The sequence below is a fragment of the Thiocapsa sp. genome, from assembly GCF_011390875.1.
In the GTDB taxonomy this organism is placed as follows: domain Bacteria; phylum Pseudomonadota; class Gammaproteobacteria; order Chromatiales; family Chromatiaceae; genus Thiocapsa.
Genome location: NZ_JAABRP010000001.1, coordinates 1 through 24,188 on the forward strand (window position 1 = coordinate 1; position 24,188 = coordinate 24,188).

The 24,188-nt window shown below is 65.6% G+C and carries 20 protein-coding genes and 1 pseudogene; 6 read left to right on the plus strand and 15 right to left on the minus strand.

Features of this window, described 5'->3' with window-relative positions:
- Positions 1 to 217 precede the first annotated feature (217 nt).
- Positions 218 to 649, minus strand: a complete 432-nt coding sequence (locus GPT33_RS00005; RefSeq protein ID WP_296804606.1) for a CBS domain-containing protein — start codon at positions 647 to 649, stop codon at positions 218 to 220.
- Positions 650 to 891: 242 nt separating this feature from the next.
- Between GPT33_RS00005 and GPT33_RS00010 the strand changes: the two genes are divergently transcribed.
- Together GPT33_RS00010 and GPT33_RS00015 are read left to right on the plus strand one after the other, a co-directional pair.
- Positions 892 to 2,721 carry an ABC transporter transmembrane domain-containing protein gene (locus GPT33_RS00010; protein ID WP_296804608.1) on the plus strand — a complete coding sequence of 610 codons (1,830 nt, stop codon included), beginning with the start codon at positions 892 to 894 and terminating at the stop codon, positions 2,719 to 2,721.
- 330 nt (positions 2,722 to 3,051) lie between these two features.
- Positions 3,052 to 4,416 carry a sigma 54-interacting transcriptional regulator gene (locus GPT33_RS00015; protein WP_296804610.1) on the plus strand — a complete coding sequence of 455 codons (1,365 nt, stop codon included), beginning with the start codon at positions 3,052 to 3,054 and terminating at the stop codon, positions 4,414 to 4,416.
- Positions 4,417 to 4,424: 8 nt separating this feature from the next.
- Here GPT33_RS00015 and GPT33_RS00020 read toward each other — a convergent pair whose 3' ends face one another.
- From GPT33_RS00020 to GPT33_RS00065, 10 genes and pseudogenes are all read right to left on the minus strand, one after another.
- Positions 4,425 to 5,174 (minus strand): amidohydrolase family protein, encoded by a 750-nt coding sequence (locus GPT33_RS00020; protein WP_296804611.1) that lies wholly within the window; start codon positions 5,172 to 5,174, stop codon positions 4,425 to 4,427.
- A 10-nt stretch (positions 5,175 to 5,184) separates the two neighbouring features.
- Positions 5,185 to 6,180 (minus strand): peptidoglycan-binding domain-containing protein, encoded by a 996-nt coding sequence (locus GPT33_RS00025; protein ID WP_296804613.1) that lies wholly within the window; start codon positions 6,178 to 6,180, stop codon positions 5,185 to 5,187.
- Between the two features lie 243 nt (positions 6,181 to 6,423).
- Entirely contained in the window at positions 6,424 to 7,557 is a 1,134-nt protein-coding gene (locus GPT33_RS00030; RefSeq protein ID WP_296804615.1) for an aminotransferase class I/II-fold pyridoxal phosphate-dependent enzyme, read from the minus strand.
- Between the two features lie 12 nt (positions 7,558 to 7,569).
- Positions 7,570 to 9,780 carry a hypothetical protein gene (locus tag GPT33_RS00035; protein WP_296804617.1) on the minus strand — a complete coding sequence of 737 codons (2,211 nt, stop codon included), beginning with the start codon at positions 9,778 to 9,780 and terminating at the stop codon, positions 7,570 to 7,572.
- Entirely contained in the window at positions 9,773 to 11,116 is a 1,344-nt protein-coding gene (locus tag GPT33_RS00040; RefSeq protein WP_296804619.1) for a hypothetical protein, read from the minus strand. Before GPT33_RS00040 ends, GPT33_RS00035 begins: the two co-directional genes overlap by 8 nt.
- A gap of 6 nt (positions 11,117 to 11,122) precedes the next feature.
- The gene (locus GPT33_RS00045; protein WP_296804622.1) at positions 11,123 to 11,800 is read right to left on the minus strand and encodes a hypothetical protein; all 678 of its coding nucleotides are present in this window, start codon (positions 11,798 to 11,800) and stop codon (positions 11,123 to 11,125) included.
- A gap of 16 nt (positions 11,801 to 11,816) precedes the next feature.
- On the minus strand, positions 11,817 to 12,629 hold the full coding sequence (locus tag GPT33_RS00050; RefSeq protein ID WP_296804624.1) for a hypothetical protein: 813 nt from the start codon (positions 12,627 to 12,629) through the stop codon (positions 11,817 to 11,819).
- 198 nt (positions 12,630 to 12,827) lie between these two features.
- Positions 12,828 to 13,001: pseudogene (prfC, locus tag GPT33_RS00055) on the minus strand (peptide chain release factor 3); the annotation flags it as partial.
- A 52-nt stretch (positions 13,002 to 13,053) separates the two neighbouring features.
- Positions 13,054 to 14,763 carry a Na/Pi cotransporter family protein gene (locus GPT33_RS00060; RefSeq protein WP_296804626.1) on the minus strand — a complete coding sequence of 570 codons (1,710 nt, stop codon included), beginning with the start codon at positions 14,761 to 14,763 and terminating at the stop codon, positions 13,054 to 13,056.
- Positions 14,760 to 16,316, minus strand: a complete 1,557-nt coding sequence (locus tag GPT33_RS00065; RefSeq protein WP_296804628.1) for a metallophosphoesterase — start codon at positions 16,314 to 16,316, stop codon at positions 14,760 to 14,762. Before GPT33_RS00065 ends, GPT33_RS00060 begins: the two co-directional genes overlap by 4 nt.
- A gap of 258 nt (positions 16,317 to 16,574) precedes the next feature.
- Between GPT33_RS00065 and GPT33_RS00070 the strand changes: the two genes are divergently transcribed.
- Positions 16,575 to 18,002: a HAMP domain-containing protein gene (locus GPT33_RS00070; RefSeq protein WP_296804630.1), complete on the plus strand. Its 1,428-nt coding sequence runs from the start codon at positions 16,575 to 16,577 to the stop codon at positions 18,000 to 18,002.
- Between the two features lie 61 nt (positions 18,003 to 18,063).
- Here the strand turns inward: GPT33_RS00070 and GPT33_RS00075 are convergent, their stop codons facing one another.
- The gene (locus GPT33_RS00075) at positions 18,064 to 18,447 is read right to left on the minus strand and encodes a hypothetical protein (protein WP_296804632.1); all 384 of its coding nucleotides are present in this window, start codon (positions 18,445 to 18,447) and stop codon (positions 18,064 to 18,066) included.
- Positions 18,448 to 18,563: 116 nt separating this feature from the next.
- The gene (locus GPT33_RS00080) at positions 18,564 to 19,277 is read right to left on the minus strand and encodes an SDR family NAD(P)-dependent oxidoreductase (protein ID WP_296804634.1); all 714 of its coding nucleotides are present in this window, start codon (positions 19,275 to 19,277) and stop codon (positions 18,564 to 18,566) included.
- A 268-nt stretch (positions 19,278 to 19,545) separates the two neighbouring features.
- On the opposite strand from GPT33_RS00080, the gene lapB reads away from it, so the two are divergent.
- The 3 genes from lapB to galU all read left to right on the plus strand — a co-directional run bounded on the left by lapB (position 19,546) and on the right by galU (position 22,567).
- Positions 19,546 to 20,748: a lipopolysaccharide assembly protein LapB gene (gene lapB, locus GPT33_RS00085; RefSeq protein WP_296804636.1), complete on the plus strand. Its 1,203-nt coding sequence runs from the start codon at positions 19,546 to 19,548 to the stop codon at positions 20,746 to 20,748.
- Positions 20,749 to 20,895: 147 nt separating this feature from the next.
- Positions 20,896 to 21,594 (plus strand): orotidine-5'-phosphate decarboxylase, encoded by a 699-nt coding sequence (gene pyrF / locus GPT33_RS00090; RefSeq protein WP_296804638.1) that lies wholly within the window; start codon positions 20,896 to 20,898, stop codon positions 21,592 to 21,594.
- Positions 21,595 to 21,691: 97 nt separating this feature from the next.
- Positions 21,692 to 22,567 carry a UTP--glucose-1-phosphate uridylyltransferase GalU gene (gene galU / locus GPT33_RS00095; RefSeq protein ID WP_296804641.1) on the plus strand — a complete coding sequence of 292 codons (876 nt, stop codon included), beginning with the start codon at positions 21,692 to 21,694 and terminating at the stop codon, positions 22,565 to 22,567.
- A gap of 109 nt (positions 22,568 to 22,676) precedes the next feature.
- On the opposite strand, the gene gluQRS is transcribed toward galU, so the two are convergent.
- Entirely contained in the window at positions 22,677 to 23,609 is a 933-nt protein-coding gene (gene gluQRS, locus GPT33_RS00100; protein WP_296804644.1) for a tRNA glutamyl-Q(34) synthetase GluQRS, read from the minus strand.
- Positions 23,610 to 23,646: 37 nt separating this feature from the next.
- Positions 23,647 to 24,081 carry an RNA polymerase-binding protein DksA gene (dksA, locus tag GPT33_RS00105; protein WP_296804646.1) on the minus strand — a complete coding sequence of 145 codons (435 nt, stop codon included), beginning with the start codon at positions 24,079 to 24,081 and terminating at the stop codon, positions 23,647 to 23,649.
- Positions 24,082 to 24,188: the final 107 nt, after the last annotated feature.

Here is a 24,188-nt window from a genome sequence, read left to right on the forward strand (position 1 = left end):
CTTCATGCCCGCTATTGCAGCTTTGGCTATCCATCAAGTCAATGGGTACGCCGGATTCATCCGGCTCCCGGGGACGGGCGACTTCAGTCGCCCGAGCGCGCCTGCACGGCGGACTGAAGTCCGCCTCCCCCAAGTCGGTCTCCCCTGGTTGCCGACTAAAGTCGGCGTACCCGGGGTGTGCGGCCGGAGTTTTGTGTTGGGTTGTCAGGCATGGATATCAGCCGCTGCTGATATAGTGCTCGAGCTGCTCGATGATGAACTTGTGCTCCGAGATGATGGATTTGATCAGATCGCCGATCGAGATGAGGCCGATGACCTTGCCGTCGGCGATGACCGGGAGATGGCGAACGCGCTTGTCCGTCATCAGGGCCATGGCCTCTTCCAGGCTCTGGTCCGGTTGCGTGCAGACCACGCGCTTGGTCATGACGTCGCGCACGAGCGTTTCCTTGGATGTACGCCCCCTCAAGATGACGCTGCGCGCGTAGTCGCGCTCCGAGATCAGACCGATCATACCGCTGTCTTCCATGACCAGGAGCGCGCCGATCTGCTTCTCGGCCATGAGCACGAGTGCGTCGTAGACGCTTGCATCGGGGCCAATCGACCAAACCTGCGAGCCTTTATTGCCGAGCAGTTGTTGAATCGTCTTCATCGTCTCTTCGAGCTCCCTCGGTGGTGGGGAATCGACTCCTGCTGTGTTGTCGGCGTTCCCTGCCCGGACACGGTCGCAGACCGCGACTCGGTTCCTCCGAGGTTAGCAGAGGGCTACCCGATGGTCCTAGTCGGAATCGGTGGCCGAGGCCAAGCCGAACGCTCCGGTCGCACCTGCTCGGGTGCCGAAACCTTCGACATCGAGCGGAGATCCCCCGCTGTTGTCCCAACGAGATCAGACCTATGCGCGAGCAAGCCGTCACCTCGAACGACCGTCCCGGTACGCGTAACCTTGGAGCGCTGCGGCGGCTGCTTGGTTTCACCCGGCCCTACGGCTGGCAGCTCGCGGGGGCGCTGGTGGCGCTTTTTGTCGGGGCCGGCTCGGTACTCGCCTTTGGTCAGGTGATTCGCACCCTGGTGGATTCGGGCCTGACCAGCGGCTCGACCCAGGCGTTGGATCAGGCTTTGATGCTGTTTCTGACCGTCGTCTTGGCGACCGGCATCGCCGTGGGGGTGCGCAGCTATCTGCTCAATTGGATCGGCGAGCGGGTGGTCGCGGATATCCGCAAGAGCGTCTTCGATCGGGTGTTGTCGCTCGATGTCGGCTTCTTCGAGACGACCCGGGTCGGCGAGGTGATCTCGCGGCTCACCAGCGATACCGCCTTGCTGCAGGTCGTCGTCGGCTCGACCCTGGCAATGGTGCTGCGCACCGGCCTCCTGATGATCGGCGGCATCGTCATGCTCGCGATCACCAGCCCCGCCCTGACCGGCCTGGTGCTGCTCGGGGTGCCCTTCGTCATCCTCCCGGCCTGGCTCTTGGGGCATCGGGTGCGCCGTCTCTCGCGCGACAGCCAGGACCGGATCGCCGATGTCGGCGCCTATGTCGACGAGGTGATCCACGGGATTCGCACGGTGCAGGCCTGCTGTCACGAGCCGATCGACCGCGAGCGCTACGGCACGCAGGTGGAATCCGCCTTCGAGGTCGCGGCGCGGCGCTCGCAAACCAGCGCATTGTTGGCCGCGGTGTCGACCCTCCTGACGTTCGGCGCGATCGGGGTCGTGCTGTGGGTCGGCGGCCGGCAGGTCCTGGCGGGCACCATCAGCGGGGGCGAGCTCTCGGCCTTTCTCTTTTACGCCGTGGTCGTCGCGGGATCGGTCGGCTCTCTGAGCGAGCTGATGGGCCAGTTGTTGCGCGGCGCCGGAGCGAGCGAGCGCCTGATGGAGCTATTGGAGTCCGAGCCGAGTATTCGCACGCCGCCCGAGCCAAAGGCGTTGCCGGAGCCGACGCGCGGGCGTGTCGAATTCGATGCGGTGCGCTTCGTCTATCCGGCGCGCCCGGATACCGCCGCGCTCGATCGTCTCGATCTGGTCATCGAGCCCGGCGAGCGCGTGGCGCTGGTCGGCCCCTCCGGCGCCGGCAAATCAACCCTCTTTCAACTGCTGTTGCGCTTCTACGATCCGGTCGCCGGTGCGGTGCGGTTCGACGGCGTGGATCTGCGTGATCTGGCGCCCGCCGAACTGCGCCGGCACATGTCGCTGGTCCCGCAGGATCCCGTCATTTTCGGCGCGAATGCGTGGGAGAACATCCGTTACGGTCTCGTCGAGGCGAGCGATGCGGATGTGCGCCGCGCCGCCGAGGCCGCCCATGCGGCCGAGTTTCTCGACCGTCTGCCGCAGGGTTTCGATACCTTTCTGGGCGAGCGCGGGGTGAGGCTCTCGGGCGGGGAGCGTCAGCGCATCGCCATCGCCCGCACCGTGCTGCGCAATCCCGTCCTCCTTTTGCTTGACGAGGCGACCAGCGCCCTGGATGCCGAGAGCGAGCGGCTGGTGCAGGAGGCATTGGAGCATCTGATGCAGGGCCGCACCAGTATTGTCATCGCCCATCGGCTGGCGACCGTGCGCACGGCCGACCGCATCCTGGTCCTGGATCAGGGTCGGATCGTCGCAAGCGGGCGCCATGAGGAGCTGATGGCCGAGGACGGGCTCTATGCACGGTTGGCCTCGTTGCAGTTCCAGGATGCGGCAGCGGTTCCGGCTCAGGCTCCGCCCGCGTTGCGGCTTGCGCTGCCTTGATGGGGTGGTCGCGTCCCGGTTGATTTTGTCGGGGGCGAGATACCCCACGAGATATTGCTGGAAACAGTACTCAGGCTCGAGCTCGCGCATGCTCTGTTTGTCGGTGGCGCCGACCTCATGGAGGGCCGCCAAGGTTTCGTTCGCCGGCTGCGGTCCGCAGTCGAGTGGACCTCAACACGCCCTGACCATGAGTGCGTGTCCCGTTCCGGCAACGCCCGGTAATTTCCCGACGTAGTCTGCGGCAATAACGCGTAGAAATGCGCGGCGAGTTATCTCAGGTTGACTAGACTAGACCCCACCCGGTCGAGAGATGACGTCGACGAGGTCATCGTGGCTATCAGCACCTGGGTCCATTGTTTCGGCCCGACTCCGGACGGGCCCGAGCAGGACATCAAGCGCACGCTCGCCGAGCGCGGCGTCGAGGTGCGGAGTTTTGACCCATACGCACAGGGCCACTACGGCGTGGTTCTGTTCGGCGAGTTCGATCAGGCAATCTGCGATCTGTTGCGCGACGCGAGCGGCGGCTGCCGGGAGCGAGTGCTCGCCGGCTGTTGCGCCAAGCTCTCGTCGGAACAGACCCGGCGGTTGATGCAGTCCGGTGCCGCGGATGTCTTGAGTTGCCGAGAATGCACCCGCTCTGTGGATGAGATCCTCGCACGGCTGGCGCGCTGGGAAGCGATCGACGGCCTGCTCGCCTCGCCGGAGGTGGAGGCGCAGCTGGTGGGCGCGAGCCCCGCTTGGCGCAGGGTGCTGCGTCAGGTCGTGGAGGTCGCGTATTTCACCGATGCCTCGGTGTTGATCCTGGGCGAGAGCGGCACCGGCAAGGAGGGCGTGGCGCGACTGATCCACGCCCTGGATGCGCACCAAGGCAAGCGAGACCTTGTGGTCTTGGATTGCAGCACCATCGTGCCGGAGCTCTCCGGCAGCGAATTCTTCGGTCATGAGCGCGGTGCCTTCACCGGCGCCGTGGCCGCGCGCGACGGCGCTTTCGCCCAGGCCGACCACGGCACCCTGTTTCTTGACGAGGTCGGCGAGCTGCCGCTGCAACTGCAAAGCCAGTTGCTGCGCGTGATTCAGGAGCAGACCTTCAAGCGCGTCGGCGGCAATGCCTGGCAGCACACCGCTTTTCGCCTGGTCTCGGCGACCAATCGTGACCTCTGGGACCATGTGCAACGGGGTGAATTCCGCGCCGACCTGTATTTTCGCTTAGCCAGCTTCGTCTGCCGGCTGCCGCCGTTGCGAGAGCGACCGGAAGATATTCTGCCGCTGGTCCGGCACTTTCTGCGTATCCAGCGGCCCGGCGGAGAACCCCCGGAGCTCGATCCCAGCGTGCAGGAGTATCTGCTCGGCCGCGACTATCCCGGAAACGTCCGCGACCTGCGTCAGCTGGTCGCCGGGCTGCTCTGTCGCTATCCGGGAAAGGGCCCCATCACCGTCGGCTGCATCCCGTCCGAGGACAGACTCGCGTGGTGCGCGGACGAGGCGCTGTGGTATGAGGGGGTGTTCGAGCTGTCCATCCGCCGCGCCTTGATGCAGGGCGTCGGGCTCAAGGGCATCAGCCGCTCGGCGGAGGAGACCGCCATTCGTCTCGCCGTCGCCGAGGCCGACGGCAACCTGCAGCAAGCGGCCCAACGCCTCGGCGTCACCGACCGCACGCTGCAGATGCGGCGCGCGGCGCGGCGGCAAGAGCCGTGATGAGGACATCAGGCCGCCGCGAACCGCTCGAACCCAGCCCCGATGAGGCGCAGGAAGTTGCCGCCCAGAACCAGGGCCTCATCCGCCGGCGACAGCCCCAGCGCCTTGATCTTGGTCAGCTCGACGCCGGGGTGGAGCCAGGGGCCATCGCTGCCGAACAAGAGCTTGCGCGGCCCGCAATGCTCCACGACCCGCGCCAGCAGATCGAAGAAGCGTACCCCCGAGCTGTCGGTGTACAGGTTGTCGTGGGCCTGGAGCCGATCCAGAAAGGCGGTTTGAGAACGCCAGTTCTCGGCGAAGCTGGAGAGATGGGGGACGATGAACGGCAGGTCGGGAAAGTCCCGCGTCAAGGTGTCGAGGACCCCAAGCTCGGTCTCGACGTCGTAGAGTACCGGCAACGCGAAGGCGCGCGCCGCCTCGCACAGCTCTCGACTGATGCGGGCGTCGTGCCGATGCACCTTTATGCCGACGAATCCATAGCACTCCACCGCGATGCGGATCATGTCAAAGACGCGGCCGCGATCGCGCTCGGTGTGGATATAGGCCAGCCCGAAGAAGCGCCGTCGGTTACTGGCGACCAGGCGCGCAACGGCCCGATTCGCCTGCGCATAGTCGTCGTTGAAGTTTGCGAACAGCGCGCTGTGGGTGATGCCGGCGGCACTGGCGCGTCGCAGATAACGCTCGAATAGCGGCTGCCCCGTCCATGGGTCCCGCAGGCCGAAGCCGGCACCGGCGTGGCAGTGGGAGTCGATGATCATCGTCGGGTGCTCAGAGCCCAAGCACCGCAATGGCGTTGCCGCGGCGCAGCCAGCGTCCGGTTGGCGCCGGCATGCCCATCGTCTCGCCGAACCCCGACAAGTTATGTATGCCCGCAGCTGCAACACGGCATTTTGGGCAATGGCATCCCGGCGCGTGGGGTCGACTGACCTCGCTCCAACTCGAGAGCTCCGAAGCCGGCAAGGTCTCCCATTGGGGATAGGCCGTTTTGGTGAGAGTGAGTGTGGCATCACTGCCGACAGCGGGCGCGGTCTGCGCATGCATACGCACACGATCGAGCAACTGGCGAGGCAGGATGTTCTTGATCCGGACGTTTCCCAGCACCGGTGTGGGGACGAATTTCAGTTGGTCCGCCGGCAATTTCAGATTCGCTCGCCGCAGCAGGCGCGATATGGCCTTCTCGATCTGGATGTCTTTGAACAGGTACCTGGTAATGCGAGCGAGATAGACGCGAAGGTCCTCAAACTCGTCGCTGACGCGTTCTCTGCTTCTAGGCGGCTTGGGTAGAGTGCGAGGTCGGTATACCGAATCTTTACCGAAGCGTTTTGCAAATGCGTGGGTCCTTCCGACCTTTAGGATTGAGCGCCTGCCACCCCGTTGCTTTCCCATCAGGATATAGACCCCGCCCCCCTTCTGCTTTGCCGCTTCATCGACGCTGAAGAGCTTTGCGTTCCCCGAATTGGGCGGTTCGTCGATCCATTTCAGCGTGGCGGTCAACGGCCCCAGCTCCTGCTCGGTTCCGTCGTCGGCATTCGGAGGTCGTTGGGCGCAGGCGACCCTCAATGCCTGCTCCGTATCCGGCCCCAAGATCCCACTCGGCCGCAATGCCTGCTGCCCCTGAAAGCGGCGCAGCGCGCTCCGGGTTTCGGCTGCCATCAGGCCAGTCAGCGGAAGCGACAGGCCGAGGGCCCGGTTGAGGCAGTCCTGCGCCCAGCGCACGCGCTCCGAGCCGACAGGCGGCATCGGATACGGGTCGGTGACCAGCACCCGCGGCGCTCTGTTGATCAACCTGCCCGGACCGCGCCGGGGTGGCTTTGCAGCGGGTCGCGGGCGAGCGCTGCCGGGTCTGAGTTGCCGGCCCGAGGCGTGGGGTCTCGGGCTCGGACGCGGGCGCGGGCGCGGGCGCCGAGTGGGTCGGGTGTTGCGCCGGCCCAACTCATCCTCTGCCCTGCCAAACTCCGGCGCGTTCTCGAACGCGGATTCCTCGAAGCCGAATTCGTCGGACATGGCTTACCTCCACAGGGATTTGGCCGGAGACTGGTCCGGTCGTTGATGGGACATCCTCTCCGTTGGTTGGCGCCTGGTCGGACCGAGCGCCGCCGCCAGCGCGGCCAGGCACGCATCGATCTGCTCGGGCTCGTGACGCGCCGTGATCAGAAAGCCGAGCCGAGGCTCCCCGCGGCCGTGGCCACGCATCGGCACGCTGCGGATGCCCTGATGCCGCAACAGGCGATGCAGCCGCAGGGCATCCATGCCTCGACTGGGCTTAAGCACCTGGACCGGGAAGAGTCCGCCGTCGGCGGCAAGCCCGAGCGCGTCGAGGCCCTGTCGGAACTGCGCGACCCGCTGTGCGAGCCGAAGCCGCAGGGCATCGCCGGCCTCGCCGTTGACGGCCAGCGCGTGCCCGGCGGCACGGATCACGGCCGCCGACGGAGGACTGCAATGCAAGCGGCTGGGGCTGTGCTCACGAAAACGTCGGATCAGCGACGCGCCACCGGACAAGACTGCAACCGGAACGCCGAAGCCCTTGGCCAGGGAGGACCCCAACAGCAGGTCCGACCCGGTCAGAGCCGCCAACCGTGCCGAGCCTCCCCCGCCGTGACCATAGGGTGCCCCCGGACCCGGGGTGGTGCCGAGAACGCCCAAGGCCTGGGTGTCGTCGATGACCAGCAGCCCGCCGTAATGTCTTACCAAGGCAAGATAGTCGGCCAACGGGGCGCTGCGCCCGCAGACCGTGCACAACCCATCCGTCACCACCACCGGGGAGCGCTTCGAGGCCGATGTCCGCTCCAACACTTGGCGCAGGGCGTCGGCGTTGTGGTGCGCAAAGGTATGCAGCGGAATGCCCCTCAAGGCCGCGCGTTCGGCACCCCAGCGGGCGATCGGATAGCTACCGGCATCGCAATAGATGGCCCGGAGCCCCTCTGCCAGCAACTCCCCCAGGTCGAGGAACAGATGCAGCGTGGACGGCAGCAGCACCGCCGCCGCACAGCCCTGCAACCCGGCGAGTTCTGCCGCCACCGCTGCGGCACCGGGTGGTTCTTCCAGGGCCGCCGGCCGGCCCTGGCTGAGACGCTCCCATGGCCGCAGAGCCCCGCTCGGGTGCTGCAGCCCCAGGTAGAGCGCGGAGGTGAAGTCGGCCACCGGGCAGGCCGCTCAGCGCGCTCGTTGCTGCATCGCCAGACGCTTGCGCAGATGCACCGATGGCATGATGTAGTCAACCCGATCCATGCTGCTGAGATCGACGCCGGTCACCGCCCGATAGGCATGGATGTAGGTCTGGATCTGCGCCCGCAGTAGGTCCGCCCAGCCCTTCGCCTCCTCCTCGCTGGTCACGTCGTACCAGTTGTACCAGCGAATGGTGAGCAGGATCTGCTCGCCGAATACGCCGAGGTCGCGGAAGTGGGTGACCACCACATCAGACCAACCCTGCAGGGTCTTCATGGTGTCCACCTGGGGCATCCAGGGCTCCTTGTAGGGGACCATGGCCCGGCTTTGCAGGAAGTCACGCATCTCCGGCCTGGCCATGATCCATTCCTGCATGAGCATCTCGACGCGGGAGGTCCAGGCTAGGTCGCCGAACTGATTGTGGGCGCCCTGGGCCAAGATCAGATTGAGCTCCTGAATCGCATGCAGGATCGGATAGCCGTCGGGGTCCACCGTGGTGTCCTGCTTGGACCGGTAGTAATCCGCGCAGCGGTTGAGCAGATTATGGAAGGCTTCGATGAATTTGGACCGGTTGTCTGCTGGTCGTAGGTCCGCCACTGCCTTCCCGTAGAGGTTGAGCCCATACTGATGCTGGTACTCGTACCCGCGGCGCTTGATGGACAGGCGCCCGCGCTCGTCCTCCACATAACCCCACAGGATGTTGTTCAGCGGCCGCAGCGGGTCGATCTCCATGTGCGCGAGGGGATCGCGCCGACCGGGGGAGTGCAGGTTCTGGAAGCGCCGGCTCACCGCATTCATGGACTGCACCAACATGGCTTCTTCGTGCCAATAGTTCCAGATCAGCTCCATGAAGCAGGGATTCTCGACTCGCGAGCGCAGCAGAACATCGGCGCAAAAGCGCTGGTCCAATAGCTTCTCGGTAATCCCGTACTGCGGAAATGCGGTGGCGATCACGCGCTGAATATAGGGGAGCTTCGGGGTCCCGAGCTGATCCTTGAGATAGTCTTCGAAATACGTCCGCCAATCATCCGAGGAATAGGCCTTGTAATCGCCAAGCTGGGGATTCGTTTGGTAACCCAGTGGCCAATCATTGGATCGGCTGATGGACTGCGCACAGCAGCGGAACAACAGGAACGACTCGGTGGCGGTCTTCAGGAGCTCATAGGCGCCGACACCGTGGTCGGTGAGTTCCTTTGTCAGTCGGGTGAACTTGTTGCCGATCGCGTTTGCGCGACACTCGTCCGTGAGGCCGTTCGGTTGATTGGCGGGCACCGTGCATTCGAATACGCTATCGATGAAGTCCGCGTAGCGGCCGAACTCGATGGATCGGCTGGCATCCAGGAGCCGGACAAAGAAGCTCATCGTGCCGTCGGGCTCGGCGATCCTGCGCTGGTGGGAGACCGTCAACTTTCCGGACAGCGGCAGGGTGGCCTCTTCATCGGCATCTATCGTCATGTTCGACCTCAGGCGGCCCGGACCGCTTGGACCCCCGGCCCGAGACACTGCTGGCGAATCGGCCGGCGCCGACGCCTCAAACGCCGTCGGCGCTCCGGTGACGACAGCGGAGGACGGCTGCATCGGGTCCAATCCCAGCTCCTCGGCAACATCGTGGAACGGCAGCAGGAACTCCATGACCAGTTCCTGGAGGCCGGCTCGGCGCAGTACCCCTTCCGAGACGGTCGGGCGATCGGGCTGGGTGCGGAAGTTCCGATCGAGAACACGGATGGCGAACCCGGCGTCGGTGCGTTCGGCGAAGTCCGCCGTAATCTGGACCCGGTCGTTGACGCGCGGACGGCCACAGTCGCGCTCCTTGCAATCGGTCGTCAGCACGCGAATGCAGTACTCGACATGGAGTCCGAGATCGATACAGGCGTCCGCGGTGCAGCCCGGTTCCACGCGCACGCACGTGCGATTGGTCCGGGAGGGGACATTGGCGAGGATCAGGTAGGCTGCGGCCGGGACCCGGTCGAACTGGATTCGGCCATCGTCGCCAGTCGTCCCCGTCGCCACGGGCGTCCATTGACCGGCATCGAGCGCGGAGCCGTTTTCGAGGCCGTCGGTGCATACACAGTCTTGCTTACCTTGATAGACGCCGACCGGAACATTGAACGCGGGCGTGTCGCCGTCGCGAACCGAGACGACGATGCGGCCCGGCCGCGTGCGATCCGATGTCATTGTGGAAGATTGATGGTCAACCATGATGTCCTCGTGAGCGGATGCTGGTTAGTGGTTGTGGTGGCGATGCCTGGAATGAACGCCGCGCGCAGACCGCGGCGACATCCAGCGTGCTGCGCAGGGCCCAGTGGTTGAGCAGCTTGCCGATCAAGCGGCTCTCGTCCTCGGGGCTGAGTCGGCCGTCATGGCGGGCCTGTCCGAGCACCGCGAAGACCAGGGATGGCGGCGCCCGATACATCCGTGCCGGATGCCTGCGCCAGTGCATGAACAAGCTCTGCAGCCGCGCGGGCTGGCGCTTTTCGATATCCAGGACCTCGATCAGCGAGCGCCCGTGCAGGCAGCGCGGCCGGTGATTGATCAGCAGTGCGACGAAGCCCGGCACATGGTCTTGCAGCCGGACGAGAAGCCCGCGTTGGGCCGGGTCCAGGCCGGTCAGCGGGTAATAGGCATTCCAAAGCGCTTCGACCCGGTCCCATTGCGGATGGGGATAAAGCGCCCGGCCGATGGCGCAGCTCACCTTCACCCTGATCCAAGGCGGCGGATGGGGGTCATTGCCATTGATCCGGAACACGAAGGGCCGCGGGAGTCCCACCACCCCCACCAGCCCTAAGGTCGACGCGATTCCCACCCGGGCCACGGACCAAAAGTCGGCCACGATCTCCGAGATCCAACGCTCCCAGAATTGCCAGGCCACGCGTGTGGGCCCGGCCGCGGCCTGCAATCCCTGCAGGAGCGGGCGTAGCGAGTTGACCAGGTCCAGCAGTGCTGCCGCCTGGTGGCCGACCTCGTGGATCAACGATGAGGCGATGCCGTGACCGATCATCCGCTCGCGCGGCACCCGAATGACCGCCACGGGATTCTCCGCGCCACCCGGTAGCCGGGTGCGGGCGCGTCGAATGGCTGCGCCCATGCCGCGATCCAGATAGCAGATCACCGGCGGCGCCCGGTAATAACCGCCAGGCAGCGCAAGGGCATCGGCGGAGACCACGTCCAGGCCCGAGAGCCAGACCCCGATCTCGTTCTCGCTGCGCTGGGTGATCACGTCGTTGAACAGATCAAACTTATTCAATACGGCGTTGAATCGCAGCCGCAGAAAGACGAACCGGCGATGGGCCTCTTCGGCATCGGCCGCCAGGGCCGCCGGGCTGCGTAGCCAGCGCAAATAGACCTCGGTGCGGGAACGCAACTCGCGGCGGCCCTTTGCCAGCACCAGTTCGATCGCGGTCTGGGTCTCGGGCAGGAGGCTGGCGGCCGGCAGCATGGGCTCCTGCATGGCGAAGGGCTTGACCCGCGCCAGGCGCGTCAGCAGCGCGCGGGCCTCCTGCGCGAGCATCCAGGATGCGTAAGCCGGAATTGCCATGGCCGCCTAGACCCCGTAGAGGATGATGCGGTTGCCGCGCCGCACCCAGCGTCCGGTGCGACCTCCGGCGGGGCCTGATGTCGGGCTTGCGGCCTTGCCTCGGCCCTCCAACGCCGGGCCTTTCAGCAGGCCAGGTGCCAGGCGCCGTGCCGCCTTCTTGGCGGCCATTCGGGCTACGGCCCGGGGATCGCCGGGCGGTGCCTTGGCGGCGTTCTTGGCGGCGTCGGCGGCGAAGCGAACATACTGCTTGGCGATCTCGAAGGCCTCGTCTTCATCGCTCAAGCCCTCGGTCTCCAGCCCGAAGGCGCTCCCGCCCCGGGCGGCGAGGCGGCCGCCAAGCTTGGCGCCGCTGGTGCCGCCGAAATGTCCCCCGACGGCACTGCCGATCACCGGCAGAGCCTTCTTTGCCGCGTCCTTGAGGATGCCGCCGAGGGCCTGCCCAACCGGCGACTTGATCGCCGAGCCGACCGCTTTTGCGGCCTTGCCGAGAAGGTTACCGAGGAAGTAGTCGAGTTCCTCCTCGTCCCTGACCTCCAGGAATTCCGCAGCCAGTTCCATCAACTGCGCCTCGTCGAAGGTCTCGTCGGACTCCTCGGACCATTCCGATTCGGCGAAGTCGAGCTCCTCTTCGGACTCGCCGATGTCCGGCGTGTATTCCAGGTAGTTGCGGTCGATGTCGTGCATGGGGGGCTCCGAGCGCTCAGGCGTTCAACAGCAGGATGTTGCGACCGCGGCGGACCCAGCGTCCGGCCATCGCGCTCGGCGCACCGCGTCGCATCGCGGGACTGCCCCGCGAACCCGTCAGCAACCCCGGCGCGAGTGCCTTGGCGGCCTTGACCGCCGCGTTCTGCGCGGCCACCTTGGGATCCGCGCTGGCCGGTGCGGTGAGGGCCTTCTTCGTGGTGCTGCCGGCGAACTTGACGAACTGCTTCGCGCCTTCGAACTCCATTTCCTCTTGGTCGAGCATCTCCGCCTCGAGCCCGAGGGCCTTACCTGCCGCGCTGGCGACGCCGCTGCCGATCTTGGCCCCGAGCGGCCCGCCCACCCAGGCGCCCAGGGCACCGCCGGCGATGGGCAACGCCTTCTTCGCTGCCGACTTCAGCACGCCGCCGATGGCTTTGCCGACGGGGGAGCGCGCAACCTTGCCGACCGCCTTCGCGGCACGCTTGACCAGGCTGCCGAGGAAGTAATCCAGCTCTTCTTCGCTATCGATACCCATTAGCTCCGCGGTGAGCTGCATCAACTCGTCCTCACTGAAGACGTCCCCGCCTTCGGCTTCCCATTCACTCTCCTCGAACTCGAAGGTCTCGTCTTCGTACTCGTAATCACTTGCCTCGGAGTCGAATTCGAACGCGCTTTCTGGCTGGTACATTCCGGTTTCCTCCAGGTCGATGTGGTCGTGAGAGATGTCGGCGCGCCTTGGCCTGCCGGTCGCGTCACGACGGTTGCGATTGGTCCGCGCCGGAGAACGGCTAGCCGCCACTACCAACGCAATCGATGGGCCGATCTGCACGGACCGCCTTCGTTTCCGCAGATGTTTCGTAACCAACTGATCGTAAAATGGAAATGACGCGATGTTGCAAATGCGGGACACCGGCGGGGGAAACGTCGGCCGAAGCGATCTTCGTCAGCTGCGGACAAATGGCCGAGGAATGCCGAAACCTGCTTCGGCGGGGGAGGGGAAGACCCCTCGCGGGCGGACAGCGGCTGCGCGGTCGATCAGCTTGGCGTCGTCGCAGCCGATCCAGCGCGCGGTTATGACGCTGGCCGGCTCGAAGGTGGCTTCAACGCCGTATTCCTCTCGCAGCCGAAAAGCGGCGGCGTCGAACTGCAGGGCGCCGACTGCGCCAGGAATCAGATCGTTGTTCTTCAGTGGACGGAAGACCACGGGATGTCGTCGTTCGAGCACTTCCCGTTTCCGCCGGCATCCCCCACCGTCAAGACGCGCCATCCTCCTCGTCCGTCTCGACCGTCTTTGCCATCCGCTTGGCAAAATAGTAGATCCGCTTGAGCTTCTCGATGATGTCGATCTCGATCGTGTAGGCGGGGATCCGATTCGGCTCTTCCGCGACGAGGCGTTGTGCTTGATGAATGGCCGCCGAGTCGGCGATATGTTGGATCTCTTGCTTCATGGATGTCACGGTTCGCGCAGCCATTTCGTTGTTCTGCGCAACGGCCTGGACTGCGGCGGCGACCGAGCGCGTCACGACTTGGTGAAAGCCCATGAGGACCTGGCGGGTCGGCACGCTGATGGAGACGCCGGCGTCGATGCGCTCGCGGCCGAGCACGATCAGGTTGGTTTCGACGACGTCGCCGATGTTCTCCAAGTCGTTCACCGCCGCCATGAGGTGCATGAGGGTCGCGGTCTGCTTCTCGGTGAGCGACAGACGACTGATCTTGCCCAAATAGGTGATGATCTGGGCGTGCAGGGTGTCGACGTCGTTGTCCATCAGCTCGATCTCGCGCAGCGTGCGGCGATTGCCGCCGAGGATGGCCGGCATGATGCGCGACATCATCTTGTCAACGAGCTCGCCCATATGCAGGACCTCGAGGCGCACGCGATCGAGCGCCAACGACGGCGTGGAGATCAACTCCTCGTCCAGGTACTTTGCGCGCACCACGAGCGCCTCTGCGCCCGGGGGTTTGTCCGGAACCAGCCACTGTACGAGCCGCGCGAACTGCGTGGTCAGGCCGATAAAGAGGAGCGTATTGGCGATATTGAATAGGGTATGCGCGTTGGCGATCTGCCGGGGGACCTCGGCGGCGAGTCGCGCGGTTCCCGACAGGTCAGGGTGGGCCGGCGAAATCAGCTGCGTAAAGGCCGAAAGTTGTCCGATGAACCCGACCCAGATCAAGACGCCGCAGACGTTGAAGATGACGTGCACCAAGGCGGCGCGCAGCGCATCGCGCGGTTTGCCGATGGCCGCGAGCAGGGCGGTGACGCAGGTCCCGATATTGGCCCCGAGGGCAAGCGCGATCCCGGTGGGGAGATTGATCAGACCTTGGCTCGCCATGACGATCGCGATGCCCATGGTGGCGGCGGAGGATTGAATCAGCCCGGTGAAGACGGCGGCAACGAGGATGCCGATTACCGGATTTTCGAGCCTCCGGACAAAGTCCAGGAAGGGCTCGTAGGTCCGCAACGGCCCCATTGCATCGCTCATGATGCTCATGCCGAAGAACACCAGGCCCAGACCCATGAGGATTCCGCCGTATTGGCGAATCGCCTCCTGTGTGGATGCGAACTGCATCAGGAAGCCGATACCGATCATCAACAGGGCCGCCTCGGTGATCTGAAAGGCGATCAGCTGCGCGGTGACGGTGGAGCCGATGTTGGCGCCCATGATGACGCCCACGGATTGACTCAGGGTCATGAGTCCGGCGCTGATGAAGCCCACCACCAGGACCGTCGTCACGGACGAGGAGTTGATGACGGCCGTGACGAAGGCCCCGGTCAGGGCGCCCATGACGCGGTTGGCGGTCAGCTTGGCCAGGATGTCCTTCATCCGCTCTCCGGCGACCGCCTTGAGCGCCTCGGCCATCTGGTCCATGCCGTAGAGAAAGAGTGCAAGACCGCCGAACAGGCTCATCGCCATCGCCCACCAGTGGATCGCCGGCGTTATCGCCTCGGTGAGCTCGGCGGTCATCGCGGCACCTCGTCGGGAGCGTCCGTCGGCGTGGGCCAGGTTGGCTCACCGGGGCTTGCGAGCGCTCGACTCGGGCTGATTCCGCCACCTGCGGTGCACACGAGCCGGTTGTACACCTCCAGCAGCGGCTCGGCTGGATAGCACAGCGGCAGCAACCGCTTGTGGGCGCGGGTGAGGGTGCCGACCCAGTGCGGATCGGCGCTGAAAACCCGCCGATGCTGCCCGATCTCCTCGGTGTCTCGCGCGCGCTGCCCGGCCGCAGACGCCGGGCGACCGCCGAGCACGCAGACGGCGCTCTCCGCCAGACCGAGGCGTCGGAACATCCGGCTCACCTCGCGTCGGCCGTAGGCGCCGTTCGGGGCATGTTCCGAGGGATGCCGGACCCGAGCGAGGCGGTCGGCCAGCTCCGGATGCCGGTCGATATCCACGAGCGTCTGCCATCCATCGGCCTCGATCGGAGGTGCGGCGTGCGCGGCGAGATAGCGCGAGGTGACGGCCACCAAGGGCAGGCGGGCATAGAATCGCCGCATTGCGTCCCGATAGTGCGGGCCGCGTGTCTGGTGAAGCGCATCCTCCCACAGCGAACCCTGCGGCAACCCGGCATAACTGATGGCTTCTGAGAAGCTGTCGTGATGGCCCCGCAGATAGAAGACCCGCTCGGGAAACCGCAGCTTGAGTCGAAAGACCAGATCCATCATCAGGATGGAGCTGTCCATCTCGGCGGCTTGCTCGGGTCGATCCGGATGCACGGCACTGCCCAGGATGATCAGGATCGCGCTGCCCTCTTCGAGTGCCTGAAGAAAGGCGTTCTGCGTCAGGATGACGAGCAGGTTGTCGATCCGGGCGCGCAGATCGCCGACGAAGATGGGAGTCGCGCGATCGGGAAGGATCAAGAGACCGCCGGGTTGGCCGAGATGATTGAGCGCGCGATAGGGCTCCTGATCCATCAGCGCAATGATCTGCTCGATCAGCTCCAGCGCGGGCGCGCGGGCCAAGGGTTCGATCGGTCCGCCGAGCACCCGAGCCAGGCGCGCGAGCGCAAGGCGGCGCCACCGCGACATGCGCTCCATGAGATCGGTCGCGGCAAGTGGGGCGATGCAGACGCCCGCCGCCGTGGACTTGTTCTTGATGGCCAGCCCGTCGGCCGAGAGCTTGAGCCGAAGATGCCGCGGCTCAACAGTGCGCGGGTAGCGCAGCAGCAGTCGCTGCGTCGGGTCGTCGCGTCCCAGGGTTAGGGTCTCGCCCTCGCTGAGTCGGACGAATCCGCTGATGTCGGAGAAATAGGTCATGGGATCGACGAGCAGATAGCTGCCGCGGTGCTCGAAGCGTCCTTCTGCATCGAGCACCGGCTCCGGATAGAGATGGAGCCGATAACCCTGTTCGCCGCCGAGGAGGATCTGCAGGGGCAGCGCGGGAGGCGGGAGCCTCACCGTTGACTTGCCCAAACGCAGCGAGCCGCGAAGGTCGAGGTCGGCGCACGGGTCGGCCTCGCGGACCAGACCGCGAAAGTGTCTGAGAAAGCCTTTGCGCTTGGCGTGACTCGGGTCCGACATGGGCTGTTTCGTTGCTCCTCCGGGGTCGAGTCGCATTGGCGCTCCGCTGGATGGCCCAAGCGTCGCATTCCGGCCGATGTCCATCAACCTCGATACGGCAGCTGATCGCTTCGTGCTTCATGCACGGGCGTTGACGATCGTGTTCATCGGCACGGTCGCTCGCGCAACCGTCGGCAGGTGTCGTCGATTACGGTAAGCTGGCGTCCGATAGGCTGAGACACGGGGGATCGACAGGCCGTTTCAGGCCCGGGAGGCAGGGTGAGCAGGCTCGCGAGCAGATTGCGTATCGGGGAGAAGATCGGGCTGGGATTCGGTCTGGTGATCCTGATCTTTCTCGGGGTCATCGTGCACGATCAGCTCGCATTGGCGCGTCTGAGCGCGGATTACGAGCGTCTTCACGCGCTCTACGGCGCACGTCAGTCCTATGCCTTCGGCATCGAGCGGCGTCTCGGCGCCATGCGTGCGGCTCAGTCCGAGTTTCTTGCGACACGAAACCTCGATGCGGTTGCCGAGGTGGCCCGTGCAGCAGCTGCTTTGGATGCCGAGGCCGCCGGACTCGCGCGTCTCGACGAGACCTCGCAGCACGCGGCAGCCGAAATCCGAACGCTGATCGCCGATTATCGAACAAGCTTCGACGCGGTCGTCGAGGCATGGCGGATCAACGGACTCGACGAGAACAGCGGACTGCAGGGTGCGTTTCGCCGGACCGCGCATGAGCTGGAGGCGATGGCCGGATCGTTGGCCGGATCGGTCGAGCACGAGGCGGGCCTCGAGGTCGCGATTCTCCAGCTGCGGCGGCGCGAGAAGGACTATCTGCTGCGCGGCGACGCGACCTATGTCGCGATGGTGGACGAGATCCTGACCCACACTGCCGAGCGCGTTGCACAGGCTTCGATCGCCGAATCCGCGCGAGAGGCGTTGACCGAGCGTCTCGCGGCCTACGGGCGCGATTTTCACGCACTGGTCGAGCAGGATCGCCGGATCGAGGGGCTCGAGGGCGCCATGGACGTTGCCGCCGGACGTATCACGCCGCTGGTCGAGGCAAATCTTGTCGAAGCCAGTCGGCTGATGACGTCGATGACCGCTGCGATCGCGGAGAACGCGGCCGCAAGGGCGAGGATCAACCTATTGATCGCGCTCGGGGCGACCCTGCTCGGGGCGGTCTTCGCCGTCATGATCACCTCGAGGATCGTGCGTCCGGTGCGCAGGATTGCAGGGCTGCTCGACCGTATGACCACCGAGACGCCGCGCGAGCGCATCCCGACGGTGCCCGGTGCGCGCGACGAGATCGACGCCATGGCCGCTTCGCTCAATGTGCTGGCCGATCATAAATCGACCTTCGTCAACTGGTGGCGCAGTGCGATGCGCGAGGCGGTGGCTCTTCGCGATCTTCATGCCGCGAGCGAGACGAGCGAATGTGCGCGTGCTGCCGGAGAGCTGCGTTTGGCCGTCGACGCGCGACTCGAGCGCATCTTGGCCATTCGCGACGGGATCGCGCTCAACAGCGCGATTGTCCAGAAACTTGTCGCGCATCTTCCGCAATCCGGAGCAGCCGTTTCCGCGGCAGACGTGAAGCGGCTCAAGGAGGCGGCGGCCGGCTTGTCGGCTCTTGCGAAGATCCTCCAAGCGGAGTCCGGGGATCCATCGGATCGGCAACAGGTGACCTCATCCGACCCGGCGCGTTGAGGTTCGCACGCCGGCTCGGGGCAGCGAAAGGGACGCTCCCCATCGACTCGCGCGAGTCAATTCACGGGAGTGCCTCGATTGCCCGAATCTTTTCATCGTAACGTGCTCGAAGCTCTGCAGGGAGCTCCGAGTCCTTCACCCCGGCACACCCCCCGTTTGCGTTGAGTGTGGCCAGAAATTCACGCTGGAGGCGTTCCTGGACCTTTCGATAATTGCGCTCGGGAAAGACGTCGTCCTGGACCCTGAGCACGGTCATGCGCATGCGACTGGCGAGCAGCTTGTTGAGGTTTTCCGTGCGACGATTCGAGCCGTCGCTGCGGCAGCGGGCGTGATAGAGGTCCACGGCGTAGGCGGCCTCGACCGCTTCGATCAAAAGCGCTCCGGTCGCCTCGTCCAACTCCAAGGCGACGGCGCTATGGAAGCCGAACCCCATGATGAGGCACATCGACGCCGCCCAGCGGTGAAACGGACGCCTCCGGTTACTCAGTCGCTTCGATCCGTCGCCCGATCGGGCCCGGCGGAACCAGCGTCGACCTTTTGATTGAGGGTACACGACGTGTCCTAACTCCGGCCGTAGACAGGTACCGCTGCGCCGGTCACGCAGCGTGCGGCATCCGAGGCCAAAAAGAGGATCACGTCGGCGAGTGCGTCCAGGGGGACCCAGGTGTCGTGATCCGCATCGGGCATCGCTGAACGGTTTTCAGGGGTGTCGAGGGTCCCGGGCAAGACGCAGTTGACGTTGATTCCCCGGTGTTTCAGCTCCTCGGCGAGGCTCTCGGTCAGGGTGATGACCGCGGCTTTGGAGGCGCAGTAGGGGCCCATGTGACCGGCTCCCCGGGTGGCGGCCCTGGCTGAAATGTTGACGATGCGCCCGCCTTTCCCGTTCGGGATCTCGGGTATGGCCGCTCGGCAGCAGTTGAAGACGGTGCGCAGGTTCAAATCCATCAAAGAATCCCACTGCTCATCAGTCGTCTCGTGGATGGCGGGACCCATGGCAAAGCCGCCGGCGATATTCGCGAGGACATGAATGGCGCCGAAGCGGTCTTTGACGCCGGCGATCGTGTCCGCCACCGCGGTCGGATCCAACAGGTCAGTTGCAAAGGCCGCCGACTCGCATCCCTCGGGCAGCGCTTTCTGCGCCGCGTGCAATCCGTCGAGGTTCAGGTCGATCAGGGCGAGTCGCGCGCCTCGGTGGGCGAAGGCGCGTGCCACGGCACGGCCCAGATTCCCCGCGGCGCCGGTGACGGCAACGGTTTTCCCGGTGAATTCCTGCACGCTCGTGACTCCTGGTTGCTGTGCCGACTGTTCAGGGCGCCCGTCGGCTATGCGCTCGTACCCGGAGGTTGGGGCCCGGAACGGGATGCCCAACCCGGGCGCGCTTGGTCGGTCGCCGATCGGCTCGGCTCGGCTTCCTCATGCGGGCCGGGCGGGTTGTCTGTATCATCCAAGGCGTGAGCAGTTTACCCGAACCAGCATATCAGAGCGGTTGCCGTTGCGTCCTTGCCGGCGGCCGGCCCGTCCTCCTGCGTTGGCGGTGGAGCCCGTGATCGAGCTGCTGTTTCTGCTTTTGCCCGTCGCTGCAGCCTCCGGGTGGTGGGTCGCGCGTCGCGGCACGCCGGTACGACGCGGCCGCGGATCGCCGCCTCACCCCGCATTCCTGCGGGGTCTGAATTATCTTGTCGAAGAACAGCCGGACAAAGCCATCGACATGTTCCTGGAGCTTGTCGAGGTCGACGGGGAGACCGTCGAGACCCATCTCGCGCTAGGCAGTCTCTTCCGCCGTCGCGGTGAGGTCGACCGCGCGATTCGCATCCATCAGAATTTGATCGCCCGCAAGACTCTCGCGGCGGAGCAGCGCGGGGATGCCCTTTTCGAGCTCGGCCAGGACTACATGCGCGCAGGTTTGTTGGATCGCGCCGAATGCCTGTTTCAGGAGCTTGTCGGTCTCGGGTTGCACCGCCAGCGTGCGCTCCAGAGTCTGCGCGAGCTCTACGAGCAGGAGCGCGACTGGGCACGCTGCCTGGAGGTCGCCGAGCTGCTCGAGCCGGCGAACGACGCGTCCGTCAAGGTCGCGATCGGCCACTACCACTGCGAGCTCGCCGAAGATGCAAGACGCGGCGGCGACGCCGCGCGCGCGATGACCCACTTGAGCCTCGCTCGGGAGGCCGATCCGGAGTGCGTCCGCGCCACCATGCTCGAGGGTCGTGCCGCGCTGGAAGACGGTGATCCGCAGCGAGCGCTTGCGCTCTTCATGCACGTGGCGGAGCAGCGCGCATCTTACGTCCCGGAGATCCTGCCCGAGCTGATCGACGCCTTGCGCCGGCTCGGACGCGATGATGTGCCGGCGGTCCTCGAGGATCTGGCGCAGCGCCATTCGAGTCCGGCACTCACACTCGGTCTCAGCGATGTCGTCGCTCAGAGCCGCGGGAAGGAGGCGGCTATGGATCTGTTGACGCGTTATCTCTCCGGGCATGCGGATCTGGCCGCACTCGAGCGGCTCCTCGAGCTCCAAGTGGAGGGGCCGTTGCAGGGGCAGGACTGCACGCTTGAGCGTACACGGGTCGCCTTGGAAGTGACCCGGTACCTGCTGGCGCGTCAGGCGGTTTACCGCTGCGATCAATGCGGGTTCGAGGCTCGCTCGTTGCACTGGCAGTGTCCGAGTTGTCGGTGCTGGGGGTGTGTGGTTCCCGTTCAGCCCGAGCCGATCATCGGCGAGGAGGTGCTGCATGAGCGACGACTGGCCTGACCTTGCCGGGGGACGGCGCGCAGCCGTGTCTGTCTCGCCTCGGGAGCGCGGCGCTGCTTGCACCGACCGAGTGTCGCCGAACGACGCGCCGCTTGCAGCTCCGGGAAAGCCCGCCCGAAGCGCCGATCATGCACATGAGGACCGGTCGTGACGTCAGCCAAACGCATCATCGTCGCGCTCGATTTCGCGACCGAAGCCCAAGCCCTTTCCCTGGTCGAGCGCCTCGATCCGACGCGCTGCCGGCTGAAGGTCGGCAAGGAATTGTTCACGCGATGCGGGCCGGCGTTCGTCGAGGTGTTGCAGTCTCGCGGATTCGAGGTCTTTCTCGATTTGAAGTTTCACGATATTCCCAACACGGTGGCAGGGGCCTGTGCCGCGGCGGCGGATCTCGGGGTCTGGATGGTGAACCTGCACATCTCGGGCGGGGCTCGGATGATCGAGGCTGCGCGAACGCGTCTCGACGGCATGCCGAGTCGGCCTTTGCTGATCGGCGTGACCCTGCTCACCAGTCTGAGCCGGGAGGATCTGAGCGCTGTCGGCTGTCCGGGCGAGCCCGGCGAGCGGGTCCTCCGGCTCGCCGCGCTCGGGCATGCTGCGGGTCTCGACGGGGTGGTCTGCTCGCCCTTGGAGGCGGCTGCGGTACGCGCGTCGCAGGGACCTGATTTTCGGTTGGTTACGCCGGGCGTCAGACCCGCCGGTGCGTCGCTCGGTGACCAGGTGCGTGTGATGACGCCGCGCGATGCACTCGCAGCCGGTGCGGACGACCTCGTCATCGGGCGTCCGATCACCGCGGCGAAGGATCCCTTGGCCGCGCTGCAGGCCATCGAGGATTCGCTTATGGCCTGACGTGCTCCCGACCTCGGCATGGCCTGTTTCAACCGCGCATCTCGGCGCTCGTCCGAGCTACGCGCTCACATTGAACGATCTTGAAGGAGAAGACGCGATGGCGAAGATTCGAAAGGCAGTGTTCCCGGTCGCCGGACTCGGGACCCGGTTTCTTCCGGCCACCAAGGCGAGCCCCAAGGAGATGATGTCGGTCGTCGACAAGCCGCTGATACAGTATGCAGCGGAGGAGGCGGAGGACGCCGGCGCCACTCAACTGGTCTTTATCACCGGACGCAACAAGCGTTCCATCGAAGATCATTTCGACAAGGCCTACGAGCTCGAGGCCGAGCTCAAGAGCTCAGGTAAACTGGAGCTCCTCGACATCGTTCAGAATGTGATACCGCAGAGCGTGACCTGCATCTATGTGCGCCAAGCCGAGGCGTTGGGTCTGGGTCACGCGGTACTCTGCGCCAAGGCGGTCGTCGGCGACGAGCCTTTCGCGGTGATCCTCGCCGACGACCTGATCCGCAGCCAAGGCAAGGGTGTGGTGGAGCAGATGTCCGACGTCTACGAGCGCTACGGTTGCAGTGTGCTCAGCGTTCAGGAGGTCCCGCGCGAGGAGACCAATAAGTACGGCATCGTGAAGGTCGAGCCCGGCCCGGACGGGGAGCTGCGCGTGGTCTCGATCGTGGAGAAGCCGGCGCCGGCCGATGCGCCCTCGAATCTGGCGGTCGTGGGACGGTATCTGCTGACGCCCAAGATCTTCGAGAAGCTCGAGCAGACGCGCGAAGGTGCGGGCGGGGAGATTCAGTTGACCGATGCCATCGCCGCGCTCCTCGAGGACGAGCCCGTGATCGCCTATCCGTTCCAGGGCAAGCGCTACGATTGCGGCAGCAAGCTCGGCTTTCTCCAGGCCAACGTCGAGTTCGGCTTGGCGCACCCGGAGGTCGGCGAACGTTTTTCGGCCTATTTGCGGGCCTACGGGCAGCAGTAACATCGCGACGGGCCGGCAGCCGAGCTGTCGGCTCCGAGCCATCGGGGTGACGCCCGGTCCTGGCCTGCCCCGACCGGCGTAGGTCTCTCCGGTGCTTAATTGCACGCCGTCAAGCCGGGCATGTCGCCGAGGTTCGGGACGGGATTCGCGCAATCCGCCACGCGGGGATCGCCCACGTCCAAAAGGCATCGATGTGGAGATCCGCGGGCGGTGGGGTTTGCCCCAACAACGTCCAAGCTGCGCGCAGGGCGGGCAGAGGATCGCGCGCGTCGACCGGTGCGGCAGCCAGTGACTTGCTGAGCTTTCGGCCTTGCGTGTCCAAGACCAAGGGGACATGCGCGTAGCCGGGTTGGGCCAATCCCAACGCACGTTGCAGCAGGATCTGGCGGGGCGTCGAGAGCAGCAGGTCCGCGCCGCGAACCACCTGAGTGATTCCTTGGCGGGCATCGTCGACGACGACGGCGAGCTGGTAGGCGTGGATGCCGTCGGCGCGCCGCAGTACGAAGTCGCCGACCGCTTCATCGACCATCTGCTCCTGTTTCCCCTGGATTCGGTCCTCGAAGGCGAGCCTGCCCGGCGGGGTGCGGAAGCGCTCGGTGCGTGGACGCCGTCCGGGCGCGAGACCGGCGCGGCAGGTTCCGGGGTAGAGGGGGCCCTCGGGTCCCGAACGGCCGGCTCGGGCTACCTCGGCGCGGCTGCACCCGCACGGATAGGTCAACTCCAGAGCCTTGAGTGTGTCGAGTGCATCTCGATAGGCGTCGGTGCGACGGCTTTGATGGATCACGCCCTCGTCCCATTCGAAACCGAATGCGCTCAGGGTGCGTAGGATCAGGTCGGCCGCCCCGGGAATCTCGCGCGTACGGTCGAGGTCTTCCATCCGTACCAGCCAGATGCCTCGGTTGGCGCGGGCGTCCGCGTAGCTGGCCACGGCGGCGAGGAGCGAGCCGAGATGGAGTGGGCCGGTCGGAGACGGAGCAAAGCGGCCGCGATACGCGGTCCCTCCGGCGACGCCGGTCGGACCGGGGTCGGCGGGACCGCGCATCGGCCTCGCGACCGAGATCCGGGTCCCGCGCAACCGATCACCCGCGCTGCCGTTCGCGGATCTCGTCGAGTGTCTTGCAGTCGATGCAGAGTGTGGCGGTTGGCCGCGCCTCGAGACGGCGGATGCCGATCTCGACCCCGCACGCCTCGCAGAAGCCGTATTCGTGGTCGTCGATCCGACCGAGCGCCTCGTCGATCTTCTTGATCAGCTTACGCTCGCGATCGCGGGTGCGCAGCTCCAGGCTGAACTCGGACTCTTGCGTGGCGCGATCGTTGGGGTCGGGAAAGTTGGTGGCCTCATCCTGCATGTGGTGTACGGTTCGGTCGACCTCTTCCATGAGCGACTTCTTCCAGGCCAGGAGGATCTCGCGAAAATGAGCCTCCTGCTCGGGACTCATGTAGTCCTCGTCCGTGCCTTGGCGGTAGGGCTCGAACTCGGCTGTGCTGGCTTGAGTGGCGTTCGCTTCGGCCATGAATGTACTCCCGAAGGCTCTTGTCGTGGATGGCATGCGCCCGATACGGCTGGCCGGGCCTGCCGCGAAAAACACGCTTAAGTACCAGAACATCGGTCGCCGGGCAA